The 20,476-nt window shown below is 69.2% G+C and carries 20 protein-coding genes and 1 riboswitch; of the genes, 10 read left to right on the forward strand and 10 right to left on the reverse strand.

The features are described 5' to 3' along the window. Positions 1-28: 28 nt before the first annotated feature. From ACYVIH_RS19105 to ACYVIH_RS19125, 5 genes are all read left to right on the forward strand, one after another. On the forward strand, positions 29-241 hold the full coding sequence (locus tag ACYVIH_RS19105; protein ID WP_460871126.1) for a hypothetical protein: 213 nt from the start codon (positions 29-31) through the stop codon (positions 239-241). Between the two features lie 149 nt (positions 242-390). Next, a riboswitch (cyclic di-AMP (ydaO/yuaA leader) is annotated at positions 391-564 on the forward strand. A gap of 12 nt (positions 565-576) precedes the next feature. Continuing rightward, a complete protein-coding gene (locus ACYVIH_RS19110) occupies positions 577-1,572 on the forward strand; it encodes a C40 family peptidase (RefSeq protein WP_460871127.1) in 996 nt (331 codons plus the stop codon). After that, complete coding sequence (locus tag ACYVIH_RS19115) at positions 1,553-2,836, forward strand: hypothetical protein (RefSeq protein WP_460871128.1); 1,284 nt, start codon at positions 1,553-1,555, stop codon at positions 2,834-2,836. Before ACYVIH_RS19110 ends, ACYVIH_RS19115 begins: the two co-directional genes overlap by 20 nt. Next, positions 2,833-4,092: a M48 family metallopeptidase gene (locus tag ACYVIH_RS19120; protein WP_460871129.1), complete on the forward strand. Its 1,260-nt coding sequence runs from the start codon at positions 2,833-2,835 to the stop codon at positions 4,090-4,092. Before ACYVIH_RS19115 ends, ACYVIH_RS19120 begins: the two co-directional genes overlap by 4 nt. After that, positions 4,089-5,231, forward strand: a complete 1,143-nt coding sequence (locus ACYVIH_RS19125; protein WP_460871130.1) for a glycosyltransferase family 4 protein — start codon at positions 4,089-4,091, stop codon at positions 5,229-5,231. The genes ACYVIH_RS19120 and ACYVIH_RS19125 overlap by 4 nt, the downstream gene beginning before the upstream one ends. A 55-nt stretch (positions 5,232-5,286) precedes the next feature. Here ACYVIH_RS19125 and ACYVIH_RS19130 read toward each other — a convergent pair whose 3' ends face one another. The 10 genes from ACYVIH_RS19130 to ACYVIH_RS19175 all read right to left on the reverse strand — a co-directional run bounded on the left by ACYVIH_RS19130 (position 5,287) and on the right by ACYVIH_RS19175 (position 16,398). Continuing rightward, on the reverse strand, positions 5,287-5,592 hold the full coding sequence (locus ACYVIH_RS19130; protein WP_460871131.1) for a Flp family type IVb pilin: 306 nt from the start codon (positions 5,590-5,592) through the stop codon (positions 5,287-5,289). Positions 5,593-5,623: 31 nt separating this feature from the next. Continuing rightward, entirely contained in the window at positions 5,624-5,812 is a 189-nt protein-coding gene (locus ACYVIH_RS19135) for a Flp family type IVb pilin (protein WP_460871132.1), read from the reverse strand. A 163-nt stretch (positions 5,813-5,975) separates the two neighbouring features. Beyond that, positions 5,976-6,617: a response regulator transcription factor gene (locus tag ACYVIH_RS19140; RefSeq protein WP_460871133.1), complete on the reverse strand. Its 642-nt coding sequence runs from the start codon at positions 6,615-6,617 to the stop codon at positions 5,976-5,978. After that, complete coding sequence (locus ACYVIH_RS19145) at positions 6,614-8,212, reverse strand: sensor histidine kinase (RefSeq protein WP_460871134.1); 1,599 nt, start codon at positions 8,210-8,212, stop codon at positions 6,614-6,616. Before ACYVIH_RS19145 ends, ACYVIH_RS19140 begins: the two co-directional genes overlap by 4 nt. Continuing rightward, positions 8,213-9,154: a type II secretion system F family protein gene (locus tag ACYVIH_RS19150; protein ID WP_460871135.1), complete on the reverse strand. Its 942-nt coding sequence runs from the start codon at positions 9,152-9,154 to the stop codon at positions 8,213-8,215. Next, complete coding sequence (locus ACYVIH_RS19155; RefSeq protein ID WP_460871136.1) at positions 9,154-11,094, reverse strand: type II secretion system F family protein; 1,941 nt, start codon at positions 11,092-11,094, stop codon at positions 9,154-9,156. Before ACYVIH_RS19155 ends, ACYVIH_RS19150 begins: the two co-directional genes overlap by 1 nt. 29 nt (positions 11,095-11,123) lie before the next feature. After that, positions 11,124-12,515 carry a CpaF family protein gene (locus ACYVIH_RS19160; RefSeq protein ID WP_460871137.1) on the reverse strand — a complete coding sequence of 464 codons (1,392 nt, stop codon included), beginning with the start codon at positions 12,513-12,515 and terminating at the stop codon, positions 11,124-11,126. Positions 12,516-12,518: 3 nt separating this feature from the next. After that, entirely contained in the window at positions 12,519-13,706 is a 1,188-nt protein-coding gene (locus ACYVIH_RS19165) for an AAA family ATPase (RefSeq protein ID WP_460871138.1), read from the reverse strand. A 4-nt stretch (positions 13,707-13,710) separates the two neighbouring features. Next, positions 13,711-14,421, reverse strand: a complete 711-nt coding sequence (cpaB, locus tag ACYVIH_RS19170; protein ID WP_460871139.1) for a Flp pilus assembly protein CpaB — start codon at positions 14,419-14,421, stop codon at positions 13,711-13,713. A 183-nt stretch (positions 14,422-14,604) separates the two neighbouring features. Continuing rightward, entirely contained in the window at positions 14,605-16,398 is a 1,794-nt protein-coding gene (locus tag ACYVIH_RS19175; RefSeq protein WP_460871140.1) for an AMP-dependent synthetase/ligase, read from the reverse strand. A gap of 111 nt (positions 16,399-16,509) precedes the next feature. Here ACYVIH_RS19175 and ACYVIH_RS19180 point away from each other — a divergent pair, with 111 nt between their 5' ends. The 5 genes from ACYVIH_RS19180 to ACYVIH_RS19200 all read left to right on the forward strand — a co-directional run bounded on the left by ACYVIH_RS19180 (position 16,510) and on the right by ACYVIH_RS19200 (position 20,469). Further along, positions 16,510-17,013 carry a TadE/TadG family type IV pilus assembly protein gene (locus ACYVIH_RS19180; RefSeq protein ID WP_460871141.1) on the forward strand — a complete coding sequence of 168 codons (504 nt, stop codon included), beginning with the start codon at positions 16,510-16,512 and terminating at the stop codon, positions 17,011-17,013. After that, positions 17,010-18,377: a Tad domain-containing protein gene (locus tag ACYVIH_RS19185; RefSeq protein WP_460871142.1), complete on the forward strand. Its 1,368-nt coding sequence runs from the start codon at positions 17,010-17,012 to the stop codon at positions 18,375-18,377. Before ACYVIH_RS19180 ends, ACYVIH_RS19185 begins: the two co-directional genes overlap by 4 nt. Positions 18,378-18,457: 80 nt before the next feature. Further along, positions 18,458-18,898, forward strand: coding sequence for an SRPBCC family protein (locus ACYVIH_RS19190; protein ID WP_460871143.1), 441 nt, complete (start codon positions 18,458-18,460; stop codon positions 18,896-18,898). Positions 18,899-18,901: 3 nt separating this feature from the next. Then, the gene (locus ACYVIH_RS19195) at positions 18,902-20,080 is read left to right on the forward strand and encodes an ArsA family ATPase (protein WP_460871144.1); all 1,179 of its coding nucleotides are present in this window, start codon (positions 18,902-18,904) and stop codon (positions 20,078-20,080) included. After that, on the forward strand, positions 20,077-20,469 hold the full coding sequence (locus ACYVIH_RS19200) for a hypothetical protein (RefSeq protein ID WP_460871145.1): 393 nt from the start codon (positions 20,077-20,079) through the stop codon (positions 20,467-20,469). Before ACYVIH_RS19195 ends, ACYVIH_RS19200 begins: the two co-directional genes overlap by 4 nt. The last annotated feature ends 7 nt before the right edge of the window (positions 20,470-20,476 follow it).

Here is a 20,476-nt window from a genome sequence, read left to right on the forward strand (position 1 = left end):
GATGCGAACGACTTCCCCAGGAGGCGACATGAGCGTGCACATCGACTGCGACACCTGCGTCGTGCGAGGCCCGGCCTGCACCGACTGCGTGGTGACCGTCCTGCTCGGGCCACCGCCCGAGCTCGGGTTCGACGACGACGAGCGACGTGCCCTCGACGTGCTCGCCGGCTCCGGGCTGGTGCCCCCGCTGAGGATGGTGGCGCCACTGTCCGGCCCTGACGTCAACGCCGCCTCCGCTTGACCGGTCGGCCGCGACCCAAACCTGAGGATCCGCAACGTCTGAAAAGTCACAAAATCGGTCCACGCCACATGCCGGAATCGTTTGCGGCGTTCAGGACCTCCGCATAACCTTCAGGAGGCACCTGCGGCAGTTGACCAGACCGGGTCGACTCAGGTGCCGCGCCGAGTCCGGTCCCGAAGGGGAAGTCGTGGCCGGAGCCGGGGAACCACGTTCCTTGGGGTGAATCGTGCGCGCGCAACCACGCGAGTGGCTGCCGCGCTCGTAGGGTCTTCTTTGCCGCCCGAACCCGTCAGCTCACCCGGTAGGCGTCAGGACAAAGAGGAGACCGTCCGCTCGTGCTCGACGGCCGGAAGCGCATCACCAGCGTCATCGCAGCATGCGGCGTCGCCACCCTCGGTGGCTCGTTGCTCGTCGCCGCCCCCAGCCAGGCCGAACCGGACCGCGACGACGTCGCGGCCAAGGTCGAACGGCTCTACCACGAGGCCGAGCAGGCCTCCGAGCGCTACAACGACGCACGGCTGGAGCTGCAGCGGACCAGGGAGAGCCTGCGGACCCTGCGCGCGGACCTCGACCGGCAGCAGGAGCGCGTCGACGCGGTCCGGGAGCAGGTCGCCTCCACCGTGGTCGCGGCCTACCAGGGCCAGGCACTGTCGACCACCACCCAGGTGCTGCTGTCCAAGGACCCGGACGCCTTCCTCGACCAGATCGCCACGGTCTCGGCCTACAACGACCAGCAGGCCCAGCTGATGGCCGAGTTCGCGACCCAGCTCAAGCAGCTGGAGCTGCGCGAGGCCGCCGCCGAGCGGGAGCTCGCTGCCCTGGCGGAGACCGAGGCGCAGCTCGCCGAGGAGAAGGCGGAGGTCGACGAGAAGGCCGCGGAGGCCGAGGCGCTCCTCGACGAGATGGACGCCGCGGCCGCCTCGCGCACCAGCCGGGTCAGCCGCAGTGCCACACGGACCCCGTTGCCCGACGTACCGGTCTCGGGGCGCGCGGGCGCGGCCGTGGAGTACGCGCTCGCGCAGGTCGGCGACGCCTACGTCTACGGCGCAGCCGGCCCCGACGCCTACGACTGCTCCGGTCTCACCATGGCGGCCTGGGCGCAGGCCGGCGTGAGCCTGCCGCACTCCTCGAGCGCCCAGATGAGCATGGGTACGCCGGTCTCCTCCTCCGACCTGCAGCCGGGCGACCTGGTCTTCTACTACAGCCCGGTCAGCCACGTCGGCATCTACATCGGCAACGGCCAGATCGTCGACGCCGCCAACCCGGGCACCGGCGTCCGGATCGCCGGCGTCTTCTCCATGCCGTACTCCGGTGCGCGACGCATCGGCTGACCCCGTCTCCCGAGCCGGCCGCCCACTGCTGTGGGTGGCCGGCTTCGTGCTGCTGGCGGTGCTCGGCACGTTCCTCGTCCTCCGCGTCGCTGACCGGGAGGTCATCACCCCGGCCGAGCCGGCGGAGCCGGCGTCGAGCAACGACCTGCGTGCGGACGGCGCCGCCACGCTGCTGGCGGATCTCGACGACGCGCTGACCGCGGGGACCCGGCGAAGTGCGGTCACCCTGGCCGCGCCCGGAGACCGCGCGGCCCGCCGGAGTCTGGGCTGGATCCACGACAACGTGCGATCCCTCGGGATCGGCGAGCTGGCGTTGCGGTTCGTCGAGGAGTCCGGGGCGCTGCCCGACCCCGTCCGGAGGCAGTACGGCCCGGACGCGTGGGTCGGGAACGTCTCGGTCTCCTGGCGCGTCGAGGGATATGACGAGTCCACGAGCACCATGGAGGTGCCGTTCACGTTCGTCGACACCCCGGAGGGAGTCGCCTTGGGCAGCATCGGAGCCGGTGACGCCCAGCCGGTGCCGCTGTGGCTTCTCGACGACCTCGCGGTGCATCGCTCACCCCGGGCTCTGGTGGTTGCCGCCGACCCCGGCCAGCTCGACCGCTACACCACTTTGGCCGACCAGGCGGTGAAGGACGTCAGGGCCGTGTTGCCCCGCTGGCGTGGCCGGCTGGTCGTCGAGGTCCCGGCTGACGACGACCAGCTCCACCGGATGCTCGACGCAGAGCCGGACACCTACGACTCCATCGCCGCGGTCACGGCGACGGTCGACGGCTCGCTCAGCCCGTCGTCGCCGGTGCACATCCTCATCAACCCCGCGGTCTTCACGAACCTCGGTGAGGACGGCTCCCAGATCGTGATGAGCCACGAGGCCACCCACGTCGCCGTCGACGCCGCCACCTCCACGATGCCGCTGTGGCTCCTCGAAGGGTTCGCGGACTACGTCGCCCTCGCCCGCACCGACCTGCCGGTGGAGGTCACCGCGAGCCAGATCCTGGCCGAGGTCCGGCGCAGCGGCCCGCCCGACGCGCTTCCCGGTCCCGACGAGTTCGACCCGGCCAACAAGCTGCTCGGCACGTCGTACGAGTCGGCCTGGCTGGCCTGCAAGCTCCTGGCCGAGCGGTACGGCGAGCGGGCCCTGGTCCGCCTCTACGACGAGGTCGAGTCCGGCCGCTCGGTGCGGGAGGCCTTCTCCGCTGTCGGCACCACCGAGGGGCAGTTCACGCACAAGTGGCAGGACTACCTCCGCGAGCTGGCCGGATGACCCTCGACCGCCGTACTGCCTGGATCGTCGCGGCACTGTCCGCGCTCGCGTTCCTGGCGCTGGCCGCGGTCCTCGTGCCGTGGGACTGGGTCCCCGGCGGAAGGCTCCGACCCGCTCAACCCCTCGACATCCTCACGTTCGAGCAGGTGGCGAGAGCCGAGGAGTACGCCGGTGTCCGGCGCTACCTCGGCTGGGCGTCCTACGCCGTCTCGCTGGCCGTGGCTGCCTTGCTGGGGTTCACGTCCGTCGGCTCACGGCTGGTCCGGGGCTGGTTCGGCCGACTGCGCTGGTGGCTGGCGGTGCCGACGGGGACCTTGCTGGTCCTCGCGATCGGCCGGGCGGCGACGCTGCCGTTCTCCGTGCTCATCCGGCGCCGCAACCTCACCTACGGGCTCACCGAGCAAGGGTGGGCCGCCTGGGCGGTGGACTACGGCAAGTCCCTGCTCGTCTCCTGGCTCCTCACCTCGCTGGTGCTGCTGGTGCTCGTGCTGGCCGCACGCCGCTCCCCGCGTCGGTGGTTCGCGTGGGCCGGGGGAGCGGCCGCTGCGCTGACGCTGGCCGGCTCGTTCCTCTACCCGGTCCTGCTCGAGCCGATCTTCAACCGGTTCGAGCCGCTCCCGGACGGGCAGCTGCGCAGCGCGGTCCTCGAGCTCGCCGACAGGCAGGGAGTCCAGGTCGACGAGGTGCTCGTGGCGGACGCGTCCCGCCGCACGACCACGCTCAACGCCTACGTGTCGGGGTTCGGTGGCACCAGGCGCGTCGTCCTCTACGACAACCTCGTCGAGGACCTGCCCGAGCCGGAGGCGCTGACCGTGGTCGCCCACGAGCTCGCGCACGCCGAGCACAACGACGTGCTGCTGGGCACGAGTCTCGGTGCGGCCGGCGCGGTGCTCGGTGTCTCGCTGCTGGCGCTGGTCCTCGACTCCTCGCGGGTGCGACGTCGTGCCGGCGTGGAGGGACCGGGCGACCCGGCCGCCGTACCCCTGGTGCTCGCGCTCTCGGCCTTCGCGATGCTGGCGGTCTCCCCGGTGCAGGGCACCATCAGCCGCGCCATCGAGGTGCGCGCGGACCGGGAGGCCATCGTGGCGACAAGGGACTCCGATACGTTCGTGAACATGCAGCGTGAACTGGCCCTGGCCTCGTTGGCCGACCCGACCCCGCCGGCGTGGAGCCAGTTCTGGTTCGGCTCCCACCCCACGCTCCTGCAGCGAGCCGGCCTTCCCGACTCCCTGGCCGAGGCCGGTCTCCTCCCGTGAGCCGGGTGCTGTTCGTCACCAACGACTTCCCGACGCGGCGCGGTGGCATCGAGACGTTCGTGCTCGCGCTGTGCGAACGGATGGACCCCGACGAGGTCGTCGTCTACACCGCGTCGATGCCCGGCGACCTGGAGTACGACGCGAAGCTGCCGTTCCCCGTCTACCGCGACCCGGCCTCGATGCTGCTGCCGACTCCAGCGGTGGCTCGGCGGGTCGTCGAGGTCATGCGGCGGCACGACTGCGACCGGGTAGTGTTCGGCGCCAGCGCACCGCTGGGCCTGCTCGGACGTCGCCTGCGTCGCGCCGGAGCTCGACGGATCGTCGCGCTGACCCATGGTCACGAGGTGTGGTGGGCACGGCTGCCGATGACCCGCCAGCTGCTGCGGCGGATCGGCGACTCCGTCGACGTGATGACCTACGTCAGTCAGTGGTGCCGCGAGCGGATCGCTCCCGCGCTGTCGCCGGCCGCCGCGGCCCGGATGGTGCAGCTCTCTCCCGGCGTGGACACCGACCGGTTCTACCCGGGGTGCGGGGGAACCGAAGTTCGGGAGCGGTTGGGCATTCCGGTTGATGCGCCGGTGGTCGTGTGCACCGCCCGCTTCGTGCGGCGCAAGGGGCAGGACACGCTGGTGCGTGCCTGGCCGGATGTGCTCCGCGAGCTCCCGGACGCTCGGTTGCTGCTGGTCGGCGACGGTCCGGACCGGCGGCGGATCGAGCGGCTCGCGCGGCGACTGGGCGTGAGCGACTCGGTCATCTTCACCGGCAGCGTGCCGTGGGACGAGGTCCCTGCCTACACCGATGCCGGGGATGTGTTCGCTATGCCGGTGCGCAGCCGGCTGTTCGGCCTGGAGGCCGAGGCGTTCGGGATTGTGTTCCTCGAAGCAGCCGCCTGCGGCCTACCGGTGGTCGCGGGTGACTCCGGCGGAGCCCTGGAAGCCGCAAGCCTGACGAAGCAGTGGCTCCCGATCAGGACGCGGGGAGTCCGGAGCAGCAGACTTGGCCACCTTGCGCGTCGCCTACTCGAAGCTCTGTCGGGTGTGTCGAGCAAGTTCGGACCGATCCACAAGGCCGTCCCGGATCCGGCAGAGGTGGGCTGGAATGTAGCGGCGCGATGTCTCCGGACCATATTCGCTCAATGAACAGCGAGGGCGGGGTGCAAATCACACCTCGCCCTCGCTTGTTGCCCGGATCCGTTCACTGGCCGTTGCCATGGCCCCGGCCGCTGTTGCCGCCGTCACCGCCGCTGCCACTCCCGTGACCATTGGCATTGCCATTGTTGCTGCCTCGGCCGACGTCGTGGCCGGCCCCACTGCGCGGGCTGCCAGCGGAGCCTTCGTCAGGCTGTTCGGACAGGCTGGTGGTCACGGTCTGGAAATTGGCATCGAGAGTCCCGCCGACAGTCGCAAAGATCGTCACCAGACTGGCCGCGAGCAGCGCCAGCAGCAAGCCATATTCTACGACGCTCGCACCTTGCTCATTGTCCAGCCTAGTCGCGGACATGCTCGTCTCTCGGGCCACGTGAACTATTTGCTCACCCGGTAGGGTTATCAAGCTTGGTGTTCACGGTAGTGAAGCCTTCGAGGATGTTTTGGCCGAGAAGGGCGACGATCGCCACAATAGCGGCGGCGATGAGGGCCACGAGCAGGCCATACTCTACTGCGGTCGCGCCACGGTCAGTGCGACGCTTGGTGGCCAGACGGATGCGCATGTACTGAAGCATGATATTTCCTCCCAAGTGTGTGCGAGGGCTGTCTCGCACCTGTTCCTCTACTTTGATTGTCGGCATCAGCCGTATGCCTTCTCATCGGGAAACCGGTCAAACGTGGACGACCCTGATGACCAGGTCATATAGCCCGTTCGGGCCATAGCCTCACCCCTGTCGCTCAAACCTCTTCAGTTGACAGCAGCCCCGCGCGTACCGCGACCATAATCGCCTGGGCCCGATTAGCAGCGCCGAGCTTCTCGTAGATCTTGGAGACGTGTGTCTTGGCCGTGGACTCGCTGACATAGATGTTCCGCGCGATCGCCGAGATGCCGAGTCCTTCGGCGAGCAGCGAGAGGACCTCGTGCTCGCGAGGCGAGAGCTGTGGCCCCGAGGGCTGCATCCGGCGCCGCATCGCTTCGCCCAGGTCGGCCGCCGTGAACGAGTTCGGGGAAACAAGTGCGTGCCGAGCCGCGGCGACCACCTCGCCGGCGGGCGCATCCTTGGCAACGAAGGCGGATGCACCCGCTTCCAGCGCGGCGAAGAGCTGCTCGTCGCCGGCATACATGGTGAGCACCACGATTCCTATGGACGGGCGCTCCTTGCGCAGTGCGCGCACGACGTCCAGCCCGGTGCCGTCGGGGAGGCGTACGTCGGTGACCACCACGTCGGGTGAGGTCTGTTGAGCCATTGCCAATCCCTCAGCGACCGACCCTGCCTGCCCGACGACCGTGAAGTCCTCCTGGCGCTCGAAGGCGCGGGTCAGACCCTGGCGGATCAGCTCGTGGTCGTCGACAAGCATGACTCTTGCGATCCCGGTCATCGGACCAGACCCCCCTCTAGTTGGTGCTGGCGGCTCTCGCCGACAGCGACGGTGACACAGGTACCCGGACGCTCCGAGGCGTCGTTAGCGGGACTGATGCTCAGGCCGGCACCGATTCTCGCGGCCCGCTCCTGCATGATCTTCAAGCCATAGGACGAGCTGCGGCCCTTGCCGCGTAGGCCTTGACCGTCGTCGCGGATCTCGACGCGTGCATGTGGTGGGTCGACGCGACAATCGACCCAGAGGTTGTCCGCTGCCGAGTGTTTGCGTGCGTTTGTGATGGCCTCCTGCGCGATCCGGAAGAGCTCTGCCTCGACTGCTGGGGTCAGGCGCGTCGGCGCCTCGTTGAGGGTCAGGTGCACGGTGATGGAGGCTTGACGGCCGATCTTGCGGGCGTATTCGGATAGCGCGGACCCCAGTCCTGCGCTCGTGCCCACGTCGGCCCGCAGGTCGAAGATCGACAGGCGGAGCTCGCTGACGACTCTGCTGAGCTCACGACGGAGGCCCTCGAGCTCCTCGACGACACGCGGGTCGCCGGCGCCGGCGGTGATCCCGTCCACCACGTAACCGAGTGACGCGATCTCCTGCGCCACGCCATCGTGGATCTCGCGTGCGAGGCGCTGGCGCTCGTCCGCGGTGACCAGGCTCCGAACCTCGTCGAAGGCCAGTGCGGTGTCCAGACGCAGAGACAGGTCATCGAGCTCGCGGTTCACCAACTCGAGCTGCCGTTTACCGACGGCGGGTCCGCCTGAAAGGACGACGCCGAGCAGGCCGCCGGCGCCACCACGCAGAGGAAGAGCGGTCCAGGCAGCCTGCCCCGACCCTCCGCCATTCCCGGGCCTCTGCGCCACGGCGGCCGAGGACCAGCAGCGATCGAGCACGGGGTCGTTGGGGTCGACGGCGTCCTGGGCGCTTGGGCCGAGGTACGCAAGCGGGGTGAACGCCCCGCCCTCCGTCCGCGCGAGGACCGCTGAGACCTCAGAGCCGAGGCGAGCCTGCACGGCGGCCAGCAGCTCGTCGGCGATGCCGACCGGATCCAGGCCAGAGGAGAGCTGCCGGGCGAGGCTGCGCAGTTGGCGGAGCAGCCGTCGCGCCGCGACGTAGTTCTCCTCGGCCGCGCTTCCGGAGGGCAGACGGCGGACCTTGCGAGCCCAGGCACCGACCAAACCGGCACTCAGGATCGTCACCCACCAAGGCGCCAACAGGTTGCTCGCCTCAACGACCCCGTTCGGTCCGAGGGACACCATGGAGGCGAGCGCGGAGGCGGTGAACTGGAACACGGCGTTCAGCAGGGCGCCCGGCACTCCCCGGGCCAGACCGCCGACGAGGGGCAGCACCACCAGGTACGGTAGGAGTACGAAGGTCTCCGGCAGGTGCTGTGCGACGACCAGGCTCGCGACGCCAGCCTCGACGGCGACGATCCAGTGGATCGGACGCGTCGAGGACAGCGACAGGAAGACGCCGACTGCGGCGACGACAGCCACCAGAACCGCGGACTGGGCGGCCACCCGGTTGCCCAGCGCCAGCGCCAGACCGAGGACCGCGGCGAGGGTGAACACGCGGCTCGCGATGCCGACCCGAACGAACTCCAGCATCTACATCGCCCCGAACGCGTCCATGATCCCGATCGCAGCGGGGCCGAGCACGACGATGAACAGGCAGGGCAGGATGCACGCCATCAGCGGCAGGAGGATCTTGACCGGCACCTTCTGGGCTTGCTCCTCGGCGCGCTGCCGCCGCTTGACCCGGATCTCGCCGGACTGAACACGGAGCACCTGACCGATCGGGATGCCGAACGCATCCGCCTGCACCATGGCCGAGGTGAACGAGCGCAGGTCTGAGAGAGGGCTGCGGTCGCCGAGCGCGCGCATGGCGGCCGAGCGGCCCAGACCGATCTGCATTTCCTGGAGCACCCGTGCGAACTCCTGCGCCAGCGGTCCGTCCGTGTTGCGGGCCACCTGGGCGAGCGCGGAGTCGAAACCGAGTCCCGCCTCCACCGAGATGGTCAGCAGGTCGAGCGCGTCGGGGAGGGCCTTCTGCATCTCCGCAGTCCTCTCCTCGCCCTTCGAGTGCAGGTAGAGGTTCGGCGCGTTGTAGCCGAGAGCAGCACCGATCGCTGCCGTCGCCAGGGCAGGCCCGATGCCCCAGCCGAGCAGCGCACCGAAGAGCAGGCCGATGACCGGGCCGACGACGAGCCCGACCACTTTCAGGGAAACGACACGGTCGACCGTCCAGTTCGACGGGTTGCCGGCGATGTCGAGCTTCGCGCGGATCCGCTCGCCGTAGTCGCTCGGCGTGATCCGCCGCCCGAGCGCGACGAACTTGTCCAGCAGCGGATTGAGGACTCGCTCCTGGAAGGAGGGCTCGAGCTCCTTCTGCATCGCCTCGGGGGCCGTCGTGAACGCCTCGACCACGGCCAGTGACTTCGAGACGCCGCGAGCTTCGTTGGTGAAGACACCGATAGCGGTGAGAGAGAGCAGGATGGCCAGGAAGATGCCGGCGATCCCGACGACGAGCAGCACGGATGTCGTGGTCATCAGACCTCCACCTTCACGACGCGGCTCATCCAGAACGCGCCGATAGCCATGAGCACGGCGGCGGTGCCGAGCATGATCCAACCGAGGGGAACGCCGAGCATCTGTCCCAGGTACGAAGGGTTGGTCACCATCAGGTACACGAGCATCCCCGGCGGAAGGGCACCGAGGATCCACCCGGACAGGACCCCCTCCGCGGAGAGCGACTTCACCTGGCGGCGGAGGTACTCCCGCTCGCGCATGGTGGCGGCCACCTTCAGCAGCAGCTCGGCGAGATTGCCGCCGACCTCGCGCTGGATGCGAATCGCCATCACCACCCAGGCGAAGTCGTCGCTCTCCATGCGTTGGGCGATGGAGTCGAGCGAGTCCTCGACTTGGACACCCAGGCGTGACTCGACGAGCGCGCGGCGGAACTCTCCTGCGATCGGCTCGCTGCCCTCACGCACCACGGTGTCCAGCGACTGAGCGAGGGAGAGGCCTGCGCTCAAACCACCGGCCACGAGCTGAAGGGTCTCGGGCAGCTGGGCGTTGAACGCCTTGAGCCGCTTGCCCTTCTTGTGGCTCAGGTAGACCCATGGAAGGACGAGTCCGAAGGCGAACAGCAGAAACATGATCAGGAAGCCGCCCGAGCTCAGCAGGAAGCCGAGGACGGCAGCGACCAGGGCCATGCCGGAGTGCACGAGCAGCCACTCGGCCGGCTTGAGCGACATGCCGGCTGCGTCCAGCTTGGATGCCAGAGTCGATTCGAAGCCCTTGTTGCCGGCGAGCGCCTTCTGCGCCACTCCGACGGCGGACTCAGCGACCGAGCGTGCGGGGTCGTGCTGCTGTGCGGCCCGGGCGCGTGCAGCTGCCGCGGCCGCGCCTGCGCGGGTGTAGGCGTTGATGTGGTCGTCGAGCCGGCTCTTGTCACGGCGGCCGAAGGCCCCGAGCGCGGCGGCGAGCACCACCAGCAGGCCAAGACCCAGCGCAACGATGCCGCCGATCAGCATGCTGTCGCTGATCTGGACCGTCGGGGGAGCCACGGCACGCGGGGGAGCGATGGGGGCGGCTGCCGGCTCGGCGTCGGGAGAGCCCAAGGAGACGAAGGCCCGGTCGGCGTAACTCTCGCCGCCGGCGTCGACGGAGACCGCGAGCGAGCCCTCGGCCACCGCAAGGTCGACGGGCAACGGGGCCGAGATCAGCACCTGTCGGGAGAGCGCGGCGGCCTGGTCGTTGAACACTGCGGTGAGTGAGTCTGGGTTCGCGGCCTCGACGACGTGTCCCTCACTGTGCTCCGCCATCTCGAACAGCGGGGCATTCGCCCGCGCGGCGGCGCCGAGCGCGACTGCATCCACACGCAGCTCCGCGGCGTCGATCGCTTCGAGGACCTCGCTCAGCTCGGTTGCGGAGGTGTCCCGGCCGTCGGAGAGCACCAGCACGCTGCGCTGCCCTTCGGTGCCGGCCGCCTCCACAGCGGTGACGACGCCGTCGTAGAGCCGGGTCTGGAAGGTGAGCTCGAGGCCGTCGAGGACGCTCGAGGCCGCACCGCGGTCGAGCGTCGGGGGCTGGACGACCTCGACCTGACCCGCGAACGCGACGATCCCGATGTGGACGTCCTTGGGCGCGGCCGCAAGGAACGCCTTGGCAGCGGCCTTGGCCTGGGTGAACCGGTCGCCCTGCATGCTCTTGCTGGTGTCGATGGCCAGGATCGCCGTACGACGGATCTGCTCCGCGGCGTCGGCTGTCGCTGCCGGTTCGGCGACGGCCTCGAGCACCGTGTCGTTGATGGAGACCGACACGCTGTCCAGGTCCGGCTCGACACCCTCGGCCAGCTCCGGGAGCGAGTACAGGACCCGCAGGCCGCCGTCCTTGCTCTCGGCGTGGTCGATGTTGCCCTCGGCGACAGCGGAGGCAGCAGAACTGGACGCGACAACAAGGCCGAGGGCGGCCACCAGCCCGCTCAAGGCAGTCCGCCAGTGACGAGCCCGCATGGTCAGAAACCGCCGTCCATCGCGAACAGCATCGGGTCGACGTGCACGTTGTTGTGGGCGAGCTTGTCGAGGAACTTCGGTCGCAGCCCGGTGGAGCGCAGCACGCCCTTGCTCCGGCCGTTCTCGTCGAAGCCCATCGAGTGGTCGAAGAGGAAGATGTCCTGGAGGGTGATCACGTCGCCCTCCATGCGCTCCACCTCGGTGACGTGCGTGATCCGGCGTGAGCCGTCGCGGAGCCGTGCCTGGTGCACGATGAGGTCGATCGCGGAGGCCACCTGCTCGCGGATAGCGCGCATCGGCAGGTCCATGCCGGCCATCAGCACCATCGTCTCGATGCGCGACAGCGTGTCGCGGGGGCCGTTGGAGTGGATGGTGCAGATCGAGCCGTCGTGGCCGGTGTTCATCGCCTGAAGCATGTCGAGCGCAGACGCGTCGCGGACCTCGCCGACGATGATCCGGTCGGGCCGCATACGCAGCGAGTTCTTCACGAGGTCGCGGATGTCCACCGCGCCCTTGCCCTCGATGTTCGCCGGCCGCGACTCCAGCCGCAGGACGTGGTCCTGGTGCAGCTGGAGCTCAGCGGCGTCCTCGATCGTGACGATCCGCTCGTCGGGCGGGATGAACGACGACAGCACGTTGAGGGTGGTCGTCTTTCCGGCGCCGGTGCTCCCGGAGACGACGACGTTGAGCTTGCCGCGGACGCACGCCTCCAGGAAGTCAGCGGTGCGCTGCGACATCGACCCGAAGGCGACCAGGTCCGCGACCGTGTAGGGGTCGGCGGAGAACTTACGGATCGTGAGCAGGGACCCGTCTACGGCGAGCGGGGGGATCACCGCGTTCACACGGCTGCCGTCGGGCAGGCGGGCGTCGACCATCGGACTCGACTCGTCGACGCGCCGGCCGATCCGGCCGACGATCTTGTCGATGGTGCGGCGCAGGTGAGCCTCGTCGTTGAACCGGCCCTCCACCTTCACCAGCCGGCCGGCCTTCTCGATCCAGATGTCGTCCGGGCCGTTGACCATGACCTCGCTCAGGTCGGGGTCACGCAGGTAGGGCTCGATCGGGCCGTAGCCCAGGATGTCGTCGGAGATCTCCTGGGTGATCCGGCTGCGGTCGGTCGAGGTGAGCGGTGTCTCCTCGAGCGCCATCACGTCCTGGAGGGCAGCGCGGACCATCTGCTCGAGCTCCGACTGCGGCATCTCGGCGTCGTAGAGCTTCGGCCCCAGCTGCTGAAGAAGCGTGTTGTGCACGTGGGACTTGAGCTTGGCGAAACGGTCCTCGGCAGGAGCGGGCTTCGCCCCCGCCTTCTTGGCGCCGATCGACGGAGGAGTCTCCGTCGGCTTGGCGACCCGGTCCCTGGACGCGGCGGCGAGCCGATCGGTCAAGCTGCTCATGGGCTACCTGCTGTTCCTTCGGAGGAGGCTGCGCTTCGGGGCAGCGGCCCTGCGGCGCTCCTCGGGCGGGTCGACCTCCTCGGTGGAGGTCCCTTCCAGCTCGGCGGCCAGGGCCGAGATCGCCTTGCTCACGATGTGCTTGGGCTGGGCCGCAAGGATCGGGTCGCCGGCGTTGGTGGCGCTGGCGACCTGCGGGGAGGTCGGGATCGAAGCGGCGATCGGCATGCCGAGCGTGCTCTCGACCTTGTCGGCGGTGAGCCCGACCTTCTCGTCGGCGCGGTTGAGCACCAGTCGACGACGCTCCTTGGGGAAGTTGAGCAGGTCCAGCGTCTCGACCGCGATCTTGACGTTCTTCAGCGTGGGCACGTCGAGCGTGGTCACCAGGACCAGTTCGTCGGTCTCGTCGATCGCCTGGAGCACGTGCTCGTCGAAGCTGGGGGCGGTGTCGACCACGACGTAGTCGAACCGGCTCCTCAGCAGTCGCAGCACCTTGCCGACCAGGGCCGCCGGGATGGCGTCCTTCGCGTCCGGCTGGACGGGTGCGACCAGGGTCTGGATGCCGTGCCGGTGTGGCGTGAGAAGCGCCTCCAGCGACTCGATGTCGAGGCCCGCCTCGAGCGGGATCGCGTCCGCCAGCGTGCGAGCGGGGAACAGCTGGAGGGTGATCGCCACGTCACCGAAGCCGAGGTCGAGATCGACGAGGCACACCTCCCTCCCTTCCCGCTGCAAAGCGAGCGCGAGGTTGACCGCCATCGTCGTCTTGCCGACGCCGCCCTTGGGGGAGAAGACGGTGATCTGCCGGCCCTGCTCGCCGGACGTCAGCGCAGCGGGGCCGTGAAGCGCTTCCCACACCTGTGCGGCCCGGCTGACGGCCTGGCCCAGCCCGGCGAGGTCCCGCTCCTCGATCACCTCGCGCATGCCGGAGCGAAGCGCCTCGGCCAGCACGCTGGTGTCCACCCGGCGGCGGATCAGGATCACGCTGGTCGCCGGCATGGTGACCCGCAGCGTGTCCGCGAGGGCTGCGGCCGCCTCGAGGTCGACGGTCGGGCCGAGCACGATGGCGTACTCGTCGCTGTTTTCGGCGAGGGTCCGCTTCAGGTCGTCCAGGGACGCGACGTGTCTGGAGGACGAGGCGATCGCGGCCGCGAACGTCTCGACGTTCGCGGGCGATGAGTCGACGATGGTGGGCATCAGATCACCTGAACACGCTGTCGGAGGTGACCCCGGGGCCGGCGCTCACCTTGGAGTCCTCGGTGAGGAGCGCGAAGGAGACCTCGCTGTTGCGTGCGGCGAAGATGATCTTCTCCGCATCCGCCTGGTCCACGGCCAGCGTCATCAGGGTCCTCGGAAGCTCCTCGACGGTCTGCTCACCTGTCTGGTCGGTCACCGTGGTCGACACCACGGTGGTGGTACCCACTCCGATCACCGAGACACGCGGCAGCAGCAGCCGGGTCGTCGGCTTGGTGTTCCCCATCGCCCCGGCATCCACCGAGCTGAAGATCGCCACCTCTGCGCCAGGGTTGACGAAGCCGGCTACGCGGGCCGGGTCGGTCAGGTTGATCGAGATCGCCATCTGCCCCTTCGGGATGCTGAGCACCTCCTGGTCGCCGGCCTCACCGAACTTGGCGGTGACGATCTGCTCGCCGGGGTAGACGGCGGTGAGGGCGACCTTCTCGCCGAGGCCGGCGATGCTCGTGGTCGCCCCGGTGAGCACCTGCGACTCCGGGACCGTGCCCATCTGGATCTTGCCGGCGGCCTGGGCCTCGTTGAGTGTCTCGCCGGGGTTGATGACGTCGACGGCGGTCAGCACCTCGACCGCGTCGTACTTCTGCGCTGCGCGCGCCTCGACCCCCCGGACGTACAGGAAGACCAAGGTCGTGCCGACGGTCGCGATCAGCGCCGCCACGATGAGTAGAACCGTTCTACGTCCCATGTCACTTCCACGTCTGTGTGTGATCCATCCCCACGACGAGCCCCCGAGAGGTTCTCGTCCCTTTAGATCGGCCCCCCGATCCGAAAATCAAGGGTTCTACACAGAAGGGCTTCTCGTCTCGAAAATATGTCTATTCGTACGAGGGTGACTAGTCTTTCAGGACAAGTCGTACAAAGCCTCTACTTCGGGAGCGAAGTCCCGCATGAGCGCGGTCCGGCGCAGCTTCAGGCTGGGCGTGAGGTGTCCCGCCTCCTCGGTCCAATCCACGTCCAGGACCGTGAAGCGCCGGATGCCCTCGGCCTGGGAGACCGCCTGGTTGGCGTCGTCGACCGCCTTCTGGAGCTCCGCTCGCAAATCGGCGTCGTCGACGAGAAGCGCGGGATCGGACGGCTTGCCCAGCCGCTCGGCCCAGAGCCGCACGGAGTCCGGGTCCATCGTGATCAAGGCCGCGACATAGGGCCGCTTGTCGCCGACCACCAGGCACTGGCTGACCAGTGGATGCGCTCGGAGCCGGTCCTCGAGGAGGGTGGGGGAGACGTTCTTGCCCCCGGCGGTTATCAACAGCTCCTTCTTGCGTCCGGCGATCCGGACGAAGCCCTCCTCATCGATCTCACCGAGGTCACCGGTGTGCAACCAGCCCTGGTGGTCGAGCACCTCGGCCGTGGCCTCGGAGTTCCTCCAGTAGCCGTCGAAGACCTGGTCTCCGCGCACCAGCAGCTCGCCGTCGTCGGCCACCCGCACGGAGACCCCCGGCAACGGGCGCCCTACCGTGCCGATCTTCACCATCGTCGGCGTGTTGGCGGTCACGGCGGCGGTCGTCTCGGTCAAGCCGTAGCCTTCGAGGACCACCAGGCCCAGGCCTCGGTAGAAGTGGCCGAGGCGCTCGCCCAGCGGAGCGCCGCCGGACACCGCGTAGCGGCACCGGCCGCCGAGGGTCTCGCGAAGGTGGTGGTAGACGAGTCGGTCGTACAGCGCGTGACGGGCCCGGAGAAGGACGCCCGGGCGACCGGTGTCCAGTGCCTTGCTGTAGGCGATCGCGGTCTCGGTCGCCTGGTCGAAGAGCCGGCCCCGCCCGTCCGCGGCGGCCTCCTGGGAGGCGGTGTTGAACAGCAGCTCGAAGACCCTGGGGACGCCGAGCACGAACGTCGGCCGGAAGGTCGCGAGGTCCTCGCGCAGCCGCTTCACGTCACGGACGTGCCCCAGGCGCGCCCCGGCGCGAATCGCTCCGACCTGGATCACCCGAGCGAAGATGTGGGCGAGCGGGAGGAAGAGCAGGGTTGCGGCCCCCTCCTCCTCGAAGAGCTCGTGAAGCTCGCTCAGCGCGCCGTCGAGCTCGGACACGAGGGCGCCGTGGGTGATCGGACAGCCCTTGGCGCGGCCGGTCGTGCCGGAGGTGTAGACGATCGTCGCGAGGTCGGCGGGTCCGGCCGTGGACCGTCGCCGTTCCAGCTGCTCGTCGGAGACACCGGCCCCGAGCGCGGTGAGCTCCTCGATCGCGCCCTCGTCGATCACCCATCGGAGTCGCAGGTCCGGCAGCTGGTCACCGATCTCGTCGACCGCAGCGGCCTGGGTCGTGGTCTCGCACACCAGCGCCACCGCGCCCGAGTCGGAGAGGATCCAGGCGGTCCGGTCGGGTGAGGCGGTCTCATAGAGGGGTACGCCGGCCCCGCCGGCGTACCAGATCGCGTAGTCGAGCAGCGTCCACTCGTAGCGCGTGCCGGACATGATGCCGACCCGTTGCCCCGGCTCGATGCCGGCAGCGACCAGACCCTTGGCAACGGCGCGGACCTCCGCCAGGAAGCCGACCGTGCTGACGTCTTCCCAGCCTGCGGACGTCTTGCGAGCGAGCGCAGCGTCGTCGGGGGCGACCCGGGCCCTGGTCAGGAGGTCATCGGTGAGGTTCCCCCGCACGGGGGAGTCGGCCACAGGGGGCGTGGCGTACTCGCGCACCCGGACCTCCCTGGTCTGGACAACCGGGCCAATCTGGCCAAATCCGACATTTCACTTGCAATCGAGGCACAATTGTTGTGTCCGAGAGAGGTCACTATGCCACTGTCCCGCATGTGGGCATCACGTGACTTGGGCGGCAGGCGTCGACGCACCGGGGAGGGTGCCGTCGCCGTCGAGTTCGCCCTCGTCCTGCCCGTTCTGTTGCTGCTGGTCTTCGGGATCATCGGCTACGGCCTGGTGCTCGCACAACAGGCCGCCATCTCCAACGCCGTGCGCTCCGGCGCCCGGTTCGGGTCGGTCAACCTCTACAACGGCGACCACACCTGCGAAGAGGTCATCACCAAGGCACGCGGTGCGGCTCGCACGATCGGTCTGAGCGACGGCAAGAAGGTCGCAATCACCGTCAAGCGGGGCACCACGGTCGTCTGCTCGGCCGTCTCAGGCGCGGACGCGCCCGAGATCGATGTCCTGCCCTGCGTCGGGTCGCCGGCGAGCGACCCGGACACGCTGTTCGTGGAGGGCCGCTACATCACCGACATCGGACTGCCCGTGCCCGGGATCGATGGGATGGAGCTCACCGCCACCGGCGCCTACCAGTGTGAGTACTCGGGATGAGAAGGCTGCTCCACCGGCCCACCGGTGAGCGCGGTGCCGCGGCACTCCTGGTCGCGGCCCTCACGGTTGTCCTGATCGGCGTGCTCGCTTTCGTCACGGACTTCGGCATGGCCTACGCCAACCAGCGCCGTCTCCAGAACGGGGTGGATGCCGCCGTCCTGGCCGTGGGGCAGAAGATCGCCACAGCGACAGGCACCCGGCAGACCTGCGAGCAGATCCTCGACTCGCTCGACCAGGACGAGCTCCGGGAGTTCGCCGTCGAGTTCCTCGAGCAGAACGCGCCGGGCGAGGGAGTCGTGCTGCAAGACGGTGCCACAGGGTTCCGGGTGGAGTGCACCGCGCTCGGTGACACGGGCGCCGAGCAGCTGGTGGTCTCGGCCCTCGGTGCCCAGCCGAGCCCGACCTTCTTCGGGGGAGTGCTGGGGGCGGACGGGATCGCGCTGCGTGAAGACGCCCGCGCTGTCGTCGGTGTCGGCATCCCGCGGGGCCTGCGACCGTTCGCGATCTGCGGTCAGGACGCCGAGGAGCTCCTCTCGGGTAACGGGCAGCCGTTGACCTTGACGTTCGTCAAGGGTGAGGAGGACTGCGGCGGCGGCAGCACGTCAGGCAACTGGGGCCTGCTCGACTTCGACGGCACCGGAGGGGGACGCGGATCGGGGAAGGACTGCGACAGCGACTCCGCGATGCTGGAGTGCTGGATCAAGGAGGGGTACGCCGGCGCCCTGCCGGACCCCTCGATCGTGAATGCCCAGACTGGTTCCTTCGGCGGCCTCGGTGACGACATGTCGGCGATCCTCGGCCAGGACATCCCGCTGCCGGTGTACTCGAGCGTGAGCGGGAAGGGCAACAACGCGAAGTACGTCGTGACCGGGTACATCTTCGTCGAGATCTGCGCCTACGACTTCCAGGGCGCCTCCGACAAGTCTTCCGGTGAGTCCAGCTGCGCCGACGCCTCGTGGAACGACCGCTCGAACGGTGTCGAGGAGCCGGCGCCCGAGGCGGACCCGCTGTTGCCCTGGATCGCCAAGTTCGAGGCCGGCCAGTGGACCCAGCAGGACACCTGGGACGTGCTGACCTGGGCTCGAGCGAACACGAAGCCGTCGGACCCCTGGCACCAGTGGCTGGTCGCGTTGGACAGGGGATGGACCTATCGGGACACCCACGACTTCTTCGCCTGGCTGCCGGAGTTCATCACCGACCGTGAGGCTGCGGCGAACCAGCCGCCGAGTCCCCGCGGCGGCGGCAACGCCAACTACCTGCAGCTGCGCTTCGTCAGGCACCTGTCGGCCGGCACTCTCGACCTCGACTGCGGCTTGGGAAGCGACTGCGACTTCGGCCTGCGGGTCGTCAAGCTGGCGGAGTAGTCCGCCCCCGGCTGCCTGGTCGCGGGGAACCGGGTACGCTCGCGACACCTGCTGCCAGTGAGTAAGGGATCCGGAGTGCCATGGCCGAACAGACGACGTCCAGCATCGTGGTCAACGCCGCGCCTGCAGACATCATGGCGGTGATCGCCGGGTTCGACGCCTACCCCGAGTGGGCACAGGGCGTGAAGACCGCGGAGGTCGTCGAGGACGGAAGCGACGGCCGGGCCAAGCAGGTCTACTTCGAGCTCGACGCCAGTCCCATCAAGGACCAGTACACCCTCGAGTACGACTGGGACGGCGACCGCTCCGTGCGCTGGTGGCTGGCCGAGGGCAAGATGCTCAAGGGAATGGACGGGACCTACGAGCTTGACGAGCAGGGCGACGGGACCACCGAGGTCACCTACCGGCTCGCGGTCGAGATCTCGATCCCGATGATCGGCATGCTCAAGCGCAAGGCGGAGAAGGTCATCATCGACACGGCGCTCAAGGGACTGAAGAAGCGCGTCGAGTCGCTCAGCTGACGCGTGCGGGTCATCCTCCTCACCGGCAAGGGCGGCGTCGGCAAGACGACCGTGGCCGCCGGCACGGCCACGCTGGGCGCCAGGAGCGGTCAGCGCACTCTCGTGCTGTCCACCGACGCAGCTCATTCGCTCTCCGACGTCTTCGGTGTGCCGATCGGGGCTGAGCCGACAGAGGTCGAGCCGGGGCTCCACGTGCAGCAGGTCGATGCTCAGCGCCGCTTCGAGCAGTCCTGGTCGGAGATCCAGGGCTACCTGCTGTCGGTGCTCGACACCGTCGGGGTGGACGCCATCGCTGCCGAGGAGCTCACCGTGATCCCCGGCGCCGAGGAGGTGCTCGCGTTGCTGGAGGTGCGGGCCCACGCTCGGTCGGGGCAGTGGGACCTGCTCGTGGTCGACTGCGCGCCGACGGCCGAGACCCTCCGGTTGCTGGCCCTGCCGGAGGCGCTCGGCTGGTACATGGACCGGGTCCTGCCCCTGGAGCGCCGTGTCGTCAAGGCACTGCGCCCGGTGCTCAGCAGGGCCGCCGGCGTGCCGATGCCGCAGGACACCGTCTTCGACGCCATCGAGCGCCTGCACCGTGATCTCGAGGAGGTGCACGGACTGCTGACGGGCGAGCACGCCAGCGTCCGCCTCGTGCTCACCCCGGAGACCATGGTCGTCGCAGAGGCACGGCGCTCGCTGACCACGCTGTCGCTGTTCGGCTACCGCGTCGACGGCGTGGTGGCGAACCGGGTCTTCCCCGAGGCCGGCTCCGACTCGTGGCGCGACGGCTGGGTGGCAGCGCAGTCCCGCGTCCTCTCCGACGTCGAGCAGTCCTTCGGCGGTCTTCCGATCTGGCGGTCGACGTACCAGACTCGCGAGCCGCTCGGGCCGGATGAGCTGGGACGCTTCGCCGCTGATCTGTACGGGTCGGACGACCCGTTCGCCCGCCCGAGCGGAGACGGGCCGCTGACCGTACGCCGGACCCGGTCCGGGACCTCCCTGCGCATCGCACTACCGTTCGTCGCCAGGGAGGACGTGGATCTCGCCCGACACGGACATGAACTGGTGGTGACTGTGGGTTCCTACCGTCGACTGGTCGCGCTGCCTGCCGCGCTGACCAAGCAGACGCTCGCCGGTGCACGGGTGGACGACGCCGGGCTCGAGATCCTGTTCGCCGACCCCGCTGGGAAGCCGGCGTGACCGACCACGACGACGAGATCGGCAGCGTCTCCGAGGAGGCGCTGAAGCTCTTCGCCGCCCTGTCGGACTGGGCGCGTGAGACCGGCGGGGAGTACGCCGGAGCAGCCGCCTCGGCCTCCGAGGCGTTCAAGTCCGTCAACGAGCACCTCGCCACCGGCGGCGAGGACTGCAAGTACTGCCCTGTCTGCCGGATGATCTCAGCCGTGCGCGGGACCAGCCCCGAAGTGCGCGCCCATCTCACCACGGCAGCGACCTCGCTGTTCCAGGCCGCGGCCGCCGCGATGGCCACCGCAGCGCCGAAGGCGGACGACTCCTCGGCCGGCGGCGGGGTGGAGAAGATCGACCTCGACGCGGACTGGCCGGAGGACCCGGACAGCCAGTGGGATTGATCTGTTT

This window comes from Nocardioides pakistanensis (genome assembly GCF_054781215.1).